We start from the raw sequence: 7926 nt of genomic DNA, 5'->3' as shown, positions 1-7926 counted from the left end.
CCGCGGCGATCGACTTACCCGTCTCACGAACGATCCGAACAGCCCCCTCACGGAACTCCCGGTCGTACTTCTTCCGTTTCTCTGACATCGCTACTCCTGATCCGAAAATAACCAAGGGTGACTGGCCTTGTGGAGGTGAGTAGGCAGGCGACAGCGCCCGGGGATGCAGCAGCGCGCCGGGTTGCCGGTTCGTAGCTCCTGTTGGTGGTCAGGCGGCTTGGATGGGGTCGAACCGTACGGTGTATCCGAGGGCATTGGCTTGGCGCACGATGCGGCGCATGGCACGTTCGGGGTCCAGGCGGGCGAAATAGTCGCCGCCCAGGTCCTGGTAGTCGACGTCGTCGGTGAACATGTGCCAGACTGCGGCCAGGATCGAATGTTGTAGGGCGACAATGGCTTTCTGTTTGCCGATTCGCGGCGCGAGTCGGCGGTATTTCGCACCGAGGTAGGTGCTGTCGCGTGTTCGGGCGGCGGCCAGGGCCGCGGTACCCAGAGCGCCGGTGAGCCACCGGTCCCCGTGGCGGGTCTTGCCCGATTTGCGTTTGCCCGCGGATTCGTGGTGGCCGGGACATACCCCCGCCCACGAGGCGAGGTGTCCGGGACTGGGGAATCGGCTCATGTCGCCGCCGGTCTCGGCGATGATGACCTCGGCCACGGCCCGGCCGACACCGGGGATGGTTTCGAGCTGGTCAAGCTGGTGGGAGAACGGGCGCATCTGCTCCTCGATCCGGCTTGAGAGTTCCTCGATCGTTGCGGACAGTTGGTCGATGCGTTCCAGATGCAGCCGACACAGGAACGCGTGGTGGGTTCCGAAGTTGCCAGTCAACGCCTGCACCAGCTGCGGGATCTTCGGCCGCATCCGGCCCTTGGCCATGTCGGCCAGCACCTGCGCGTCCTGTTCGCCGGCGATCAACGCGGACAGCATCTGCCTACCCGAGCGACCGAGGATGTCGGTGGCCACCGTCGACAGTTTGATCCCGGCGTCTTCGAGCTCCTTCTCCAACCGTTGGGCCTCCCGGGTGCGTTCGGCGGTCAGCGTGGTCCGGTACCGGGTTAGATCCCGCAGTTGTCGGATCGGCTCCGGCGGCACGAACGACGCGCGCAGCAGCCCGCACTCGCCCATCTGACACAACCAGGCGGCATCGCAGACGTCCGTTTTGCGGCCGGGCAGGCCCTTGGCGTGCGCGGCGTTGACCAAGATCACGTCCAACGCGTCTTCGAGCAGGTAGAACGCGCCGCGCCAATAGTCGCCGGTCGCCTCCAGCACCACGAGGGTGACCCGCTCGGCGAGCAGCCAGTCCCGCAGCTCCAGCAACGAATTGGTGGTCGTGGCGAAGGTGCGGATCTCCTGGCGCCGTGAGCGTTTGCGCTTCGGGTTGGGCGTACGCACACACGCCTTGAGATCCTTCTTGCCGATATCCAGTGCGGCGCACCGATCGTGCAAAACTTCCATCGAAATCCCTTCATACAAAAATGAACTCGATCACAACGCGCCCGTCCGGAGGAACCACAGGGATCTGAAGAATCTGATCCGCGTGCTCACGGCAACAATCGACAACTCCTGTCGGTGGCTCCCAACCCCATGCTGACCGACGAACTCACGGCATCAAGGAAAATTACGGGGTTCCGGACGAACGCCACCCCATTTTCCCGCCTCAACGGCGGGCCAGCGAAGCGGCCCCGGATGCTGACCGGTAAATCAAGGTGAGTGGGCAGGCGCCAGCCATCCGGCGCAGCGCAGCGGAGCCGGATATGTCGTGACAGGTATTCGGCGGGTCAGGCTGCGGGTTCGACAGTCACGCGGTAGCCCAGGGCGGCCAGCTGCGATAGGTGATTGCGAACCCGTCGCTGGGTATCGATGCGGCTGACATAGTGGTCAGCGCCCAGATCGCGGTAACGCACACTGTGATCGGCGAGCAAATTCCACACGATGACCAGGATGGAGCGGGCCACCGCAACCAGAGCTTTGAGCTTGCCTCGTCGTTTGACAAGGCGCCGATAGCGCTCGCCAAGGAACGTGTCCGTGCGTGCGGCTACGGCCGCGGCCTCGCCGAGCGCTCCCTTCAGATAGGGGTTCCCCTTGCCGGTCCGGCCACCCTGGAGGACAGCCCCCGATTGCAGGGTGCGCGGTGAGAGCTTGGCCCACGACACCAAATGTGCGGCGGTCGGAAACTGTGACATATCGACCCCGATCTCGGCGACGATGATTTGCGCAGTCAGCACGCCGATCCCGGTGACCTCTGAAAGACGCTGCACCGCATCCTGACCGGTGGCGCCGCCTGCTTCGGCCTCTGGACTCACCTCTTCAGGTGCGGCAGCGGTGATAGCCGCCAACTGATCATCGATCTGATCATCAAGGACAGCGATCTCGGCGTTGAGCGCGTCGATCTGGTTCAACAACACCCGCGCCATCACACCATGATGGGCATCGAAACGTCCTGTCAACGCGGGTACCAACGCGGCGTGCTTGGAGCGCATCCTCCCGCGCGCCAACCCCGCCAATCGATGGGGATCACGTTCCCCGGCAATCAAAGCCTCGAGCATGTCACGCACCGACATCGCGGTCATCGTCGAAGCCACCGCCGACACCTTGATCAGCGCGTCTTCGAGCAGCTTCTCCAGCCGCTGCCAATACCGAGTCCGTTCCCGGGTGAGATCGATCCGCAACCGGGTGTAATCCCGCAACTGGCGCACCGGCGCCGGTGGAACAAAGCTCGGCCGCAACATCCCCTTCTCGGTCAACTTGGCCAACCACACCGCATCAAGCTTGTCCGTTTTCGGGCGCCCCGGAACATTCTTCACATCACGGGCATTGACCAACTGCACCCGCAGACGTGGAGGAATTGTCAAGACCTGTGGATTGGGGTGTTTCAGGCGACCTCCGTTCCGCTTGATTCGGCCGTTTCGGCCGGGGTGATGTCGATGGGGCGTTCGAGTAGCTTGCCTTTGTGGAACACCGCGCCGGCACGGACGAGGGCGACCAGGTGTGGGGCGTTGACGGATCGCCAGCGGGCTTGCGCAGTGTCGATCAGCTTGTAGGCCATGGCAATTCCCGCTGCACGCGAGCCGGGCCCCTTGGTCACTTTCGTCCTCAAACGCACTGTGGCAAAAGTGCTTTCGATCGTTATCTGGGGTTCGTTTGGCGGTGTCTTCGATGTCCGACACGCGGGGTCGGGGTTAGTGATTGTGCGTGCTGGACGTGGTTATCTGCAGTCGTCCAGGAGGCAGAGCCTGCGGAGGGACGATGCAAGTTGCCCGGGTGGTTTCACCGACCTCGTCGCGTGAGTCGTGGACGGTTCTCGGGGACGACGACGCTCCAGTGGCGGCGGTCGATCGGTATCTGGGGTATTTGACCGACATCGAGCGGTCGCCGAACACGGTCAAGGCCTACGCGCACGATCTGAAGGACTGGTTCGGCTTCTTGGTCGAGCGTGGTCTGGATTGGCGGGTGGTGCGGCTCGAGGATGTCGGCGAGTTCGTGGCCTGGCTGCGGTTGCCGCTGCAGGCCCGCGACGGGCGGGTCGCGGTGTTGCCGTCGGCGCCGCATCATTGCACGGAATCAACTGTGAATCGCAAGCTTTCAGCGGTGAGCGCGTTCTACGTGCACGCCGCACGCGATGGAGTTGATGTTGGCGAGCTGTTGACGTCGTGGCAGGTCGGCGGGGGGCGTGGCGGATGGAAACCGTTCCTGCATCACATCAGCAAGAGCGCGCCGAGGCCGCGGCGAGTGATCGCGTTGAAGGCGCCGAAGAAGGTGCCGCGGGTGCTCACGCCGACCGAGGTGCAAGCGATCCTGGACGGGTGTCACCGGCTGCGGGACCGGTTGTTGTTTGCCTTGCTGTATGACACCGGGATGCGGATTGGTGAGGCATTGGGGTTGCGGCACAACGATATCGCCGCTGCCGAGTGTGAGGTGACGGTGCGGCGTCGCGACAATGCCAACGGTGCTCGCGCCAAGTCGCCGACGGTGCGCATGATCCCGGTGGGCAGCGAGTTGATCCGCTTGTATGCCGACTATCTGCACGGCGAGTATGGCGACCTGGACAGTGACTACGTGTTCGTCAACCTGTGGGGACGGCCGCGCGGGCATCCGATGACCTATGACGCCGTCTATGACCTGGTGCAGCGGCTGCGCCGTAGGACCGGGATCGACTTCGATCCGCACTGGCTGCGGCACACGGCGGCGACCCGGCTGCTGCGTGACGGCGTCGGCGTTGAGGTGGTCTCGCATCTGCTCGGGCATGCGAACGTGGCCACGACGTCGGCGACCTACGGGCACCTCACCGTGGAGGACGCTCGCCGGGTCATGGAGCAGGTCGGCTGGTTCACCGACGGGCAGGTGCAGTTGTGACCGCACCGTCGGCGAAGCCTGCTGGTTCGTCGGGGCTGCTGGGCAAGCTGATGGCCGCAGTGCGCAGCGAATTCCGCAGTGATGTCCTGCAATTCAGTCCTGAGGATCCTGTGTTCGGTGGAGCCGAGTGTCGGGCCGCCGGGTGCGGGCGAACCGCTCGCGGCCGCGGCTTGTGTCAAGGGCATCTGCAGCGATGGAACGATCAGGGACGCCCGGACCAGCAACAGTTCGCCGCGTCGACCGATCCGCGCTGGCGGCGCCAACAGCCCAACCAGCAGTGCCGGGTGCCCGACTGCGGTTACGGCTCTGCGCGCGGCGGAATGTGTGGGCTGCACGCACAACGATGGGAACGCGCCGGGCGCCCCGACCTGCATGCGTGGCTGGCCGAACCGCAGCCGTTCAAGCGGCCCGCCACGGGCGCGACGTGCCGCATCCCGCACTGCGAGCTCTGGCCGCAAGCCACCTCGCCGTTCTGCCAAACACACACCAATACATGGAAGGTCAACGGGCGCCCCGACATCGACGAGTTCGCCGACCGTTTCGCCGCGCAGACCCCGTTGGCCGGTGAGGTGATCCGGCTCGACCGGTTGGCCGGCCCACTGAAGCTGGAGATGCAGTACGTGCTACAACGTCGCCACGACGACCGGCAGGGCAAGCTGACTCCCGACGTGGTGATGCGCGTGGTTCGGGCATTGGCTGCCGCGGAGGTGGTTTCGCTGATCGACCACGGTGAGGACGCCTGGCACGAGCGAACTCGGCTGCCGGTCAACGACAGTTGCGCTCGCGGGTTCCTCGGCTATTCCTGCCGGGTGATCACCGACCTGGCCGACGCCGGCGGCTGGGAAGCCGAGTACCCCCGCGACGTCTGGCGGATGCGGAGGCTGGGGTTTGACGGCGACCGGACACTGCGGTTCACCGGGATCAGCCAGCCGTGGCTGCGCGAGTTGACCAAGCGGTGGGTGCGGTGGCGGCTATCGACCGGATTGGGCCTGGAAGCCGGCGGCGGCCGTCCGGTCGTCGTGATCACGCGCTTCGCCGGGTTCCTCGCCGACACCGGCGTCGAGCGCATCGAACAGGTCGACCGGTCCGTGCTGGAGCGCTACCTGGCCGACCTGCGCGGCGATGCCCTTCATGCCCAACGCCGCGGCGTTCACATCGGGCTGCTCAACCGGTTCTTCGCCGCCGTCCGCCAACACCGTTGGGACACCGCACTTCCCCCGGACGCGGCATTCTTCACCGAGGACTACCCGAAACGCGTGGAACGGTTGCCGCGGGCGCTGGCCGAACAGGTCATGGCCCAGCTCGAGGATCCGACCAACCTCGACCGATTCGCCGAACCGGCCCACCGGCTGATCACCATCATCCTGATGCGTTGCGGACTGCGGATCACCGACGCGCTGCGGCTAGGCAGCGACTGTGTGGTCGCCGACGCCGAAGGCGCGCCGTATCTGCGCTACCTCAACCACAAGATGAAGCGCGACGCGCTGGTACCCATCGACGAACAGGTTCGCGAGCTGATCGCCGAACACCGCAACCACACCGCGCAACGCTGGCCGGCAGGCACGCCGGGATTGTTCCCGCGGCCGACGAAGAACATCGACGGCACCCACCCAATCGGCAGCCCCACCTACCGGATGGCGCTGCTGCGCTGGCTGTCGGTCTGCGACATCCGCGACAAGAACGGCCAGCCGGTGCACCTGACCCCGCACCAGTGGCGCCACACCCTGGGCACCCGGCTGATCAACCGCGACGTTCCCCAAGAGGTGGTGCGACACATCCTCGACCACGACTCCGCGCAGATGACCGGGCACTACGCCCGCCTGCACGACACCACCGTGCGCCGCCAGTGGGAGGCTGCCCGCAAGGTCGACATCCATGGCGCCACAATCTCTTTCGACCCAGCCGGGCCGATCGCCGAGGCAGCCTGGGCCAAGCAGCGCCTCGGTCGTGCCACCCAGGCCCTACCCAACGGCTACTGCGGGCTGCCGGTGCAGCAGAGCTGCCCGCACGCCAACGCGTGCCTGACCTGCCCCATGTTCCTCACCACCGGCGAGTTCCTGCCTCAACATCGCCAGCAACGTCAACAGACCCTGCAGCTGATCACCACCGCTGAAGCCCGCGGACAACAACGACTCGCCGAGATGAACCGCCAAGTCCTGCACAACCTGGACACCATCATCACCGCTCTGGACGATTCGGAATCAGAGAAAGTCAAACATGCAGACTGACAACAGCATTCACCTCATCAAAGCCGCCCGACAGCGCCACGAACACACCCGCGCCAAGGCGATCGCGGCGATGCACGAACTCGACCGCAGCGGTGCCGTGCTCACCTTCGCGTCCGTCGCCCGCCACGCCGGGCGTCTCCCGCTCGTGGATCTACACCCAGACCGACCTCAAAGACGAGATCCGCCGACTCCGCATCCAGTATCAGTCCGAGCCGAGCACACCGGTCCCCAGGGGGCAGCGCGCTAGCGACGACTCCCTGCGGCGGCGCCTCGAAATCGCCAACCAACGCAACCGCGAACTCGCCGACGAGAACCAGCGGCTACGCCGCCAGCTTGCCTGCGCTCTCGGCCAGAACCGCAGCAATGGCCGCGACGCCCCGGGTGAGCAGCCGGGGCATCGCAATTCGGTAACAATCGGGCCGTTTTGACCGACGGGCGGCACCCATCGCCGCGCACGTCATAGACACCCTCCACGAAACAAACATGCAGTTCACAGGCCCAATCTCTTCAGCGCTCCAGATAACGATCGGATTAGTAGTCCTCAAGTGGACCCAATGCTCAGCGGGATACCTGTAGAACTCCAGCAGGACGTCGGCGTTGTCGACGATCTTGGCGACCGCCTTGGGATACTTGGCGCCGTAGTCGACCTCGAACGCTTTGATCGCGACCTGGGCCTTGTCGATGTCCTCGGCGTTGTATATCTCCCTGAGCGCCGCCAACGCGCTCGGATGAGCCGATTTCGGCAGAGCAGCAAGGACATTGGCCTGGACGTGGAACCAGCACCGCTGCTCCCGGGTCTCGGGGAACACCTCGCGCACCGCCTTCCAGAACCCGAGTGCACCGTCGCCGACGGCCAGCACCGGCGCGGTCATGCCGCGGCGGCGACACGACCGCAGCAGATCGGCCCACGACTCGGCCGACTCCCGGTACCCGTCGGCCAGCGCGACGAGTTCCTTGCGGCCGTCGGAGCGCACCCCGATCATCACCAGCAAGCAGAGCTTCTCCTGATCGAGACGCACTTTGAGGTGGATGCCGTCGACCCACAGGTAGACGTAGTCGGTGCCCGACAGGTCGCGGCCACCGAAGGCCTTGGCCTCGTCCTGCCACTGACTGGTGAGCCGGGTGATCGTGGTCGCCGACAGGCCCGCACCCGAGCCCAGGAACTGCTCCAACGCCGGACCGAAGTCGCTGGTCGACAAACCGTGCAGGTACAGCAGCGGCAGCACCTCGGTCATCTGCGGTGACTTACCCTTGATTCACCGATCGACCCTCGGCGTGGGGGCGAATTCGGTTGTGCGCTTTGGAGTCGGGGTGGGCCGTTGTGCGGGATCAGATGATGGCCCGGCC

Annotated in this window: 3 protein-coding genes and 4 pseudogenes; 3 read left to right on the top strand and 4 right to left on the bottom strand. The window is 65.4% G+C overall.

All coding sequences use genetic code 11. The features are described 5' to 3' along the window. Nucleotides 1-208 precede the first annotated feature (208 nt). The 3 genes and pseudogenes from H7I57_RS14635 to H7I57_RS14625 form a co-directional block, all read right to left on the bottom strand. Nucleotides 209-1453, bottom strand: a complete 1245-nt coding sequence (locus H7I57_RS14635; protein ID WP_264024272.1) for an IS110 family RNA-guided transposase — start codon at nucleotides 1451-1453, stop codon at nucleotides 209-211. Nucleotides 1454-1776: 323 nt separating this feature from the next. Beyond that, nucleotides 1777-2832 (bottom strand): annotated as a pseudogene (locus tag H7I57_RS14630) (IS110 family RNA-guided transposase); the annotation flags it as partial. A 38-nt stretch (nucleotides 2833-2870) separates the two neighbouring features. Then, nucleotides 2871-3122: pseudogene (locus H7I57_RS14625) on the bottom strand (IS256 family transposase); the annotation flags it as partial. 122 nt (nucleotides 3123-3244) lie between these two features. On the opposite strand from H7I57_RS14625, the gene H7I57_RS14620 reads away from it, so the two are divergent. The 3 genes and pseudogenes from H7I57_RS14620 (at nucleotide 3245) to H7I57_RS14610 (ending at nucleotide 7007) form a co-directional block, all read left to right on the top strand. Further along, complete coding sequence (locus H7I57_RS14620; protein WP_264024268.1) at nucleotides 3245-4351, top strand: tyrosine-type recombinase/integrase; 1107 nt, start codon at nucleotides 3245-3247, stop codon at nucleotides 4349-4351. Between the two features lie 50 nt (nucleotides 4352-4401). Continuing rightward, on the top strand, nucleotides 4402-6579 hold the full coding sequence (locus H7I57_RS14615) for a tyrosine-type recombinase/integrase (RefSeq protein ID WP_264024274.1): 2178 nt from the start codon (nucleotides 4402-4404) through the stop codon (nucleotides 6577-6579). After that, nucleotides 6569-7007, top strand: a pseudogene (locus H7I57_RS14610) (DUF6262 family protein). Before H7I57_RS14615 ends, H7I57_RS14610 begins: the two are co-directional and overlap by 11 nt. A 96-nt stretch (nucleotides 7008-7103) precedes the next feature. Here H7I57_RS14610 and H7I57_RS14605 read toward each other — a convergent pair. Further along, nucleotides 7104-7826: pseudogene (locus H7I57_RS14605) on the bottom strand (IS256 family transposase); the annotation flags it as partial. Between the last annotated feature and the right edge of the window lie 100 nt (nucleotides 7827-7926).

It is taken from the genome of Mycolicibacterium pyrenivorans (genome assembly GCF_025821625.1).
Lineage (GTDB): Bacteria > Actinomycetota > Actinomycetes > Mycobacteriales > Mycobacteriaceae > Mycobacterium > Mycobacterium pyrenivorans.
This window is presented reverse-complemented; position numbering and strand designations above follow the sequence as displayed.

What these genes read in the sequence shown, in the direction of transcription:
- H7I57_RS14620 (WP_264024268.1), top strand. Translation starts at nt 3,245, where the DNA reads ATGCAAGTTGCCCGGGTGGTTTCACCGACCTCGTCGCGTGAGTCGTGG.
- H7I57_RS14635 (WP_264024272.1), bottom strand. Translation starts at nt 1,453, where the DNA reads ATGGAAGTTTTGCACGATCGGTGCGCCGCACTGGATATCGGCAAGAAG.
- H7I57_RS14615 (WP_264024274.1), top strand. Translation starts at nt 4,402, where the DNA reads ATGGCCGCAGTGCGCAGCGAATTCCGCAGTGATGTCCTGCAATTCAGT.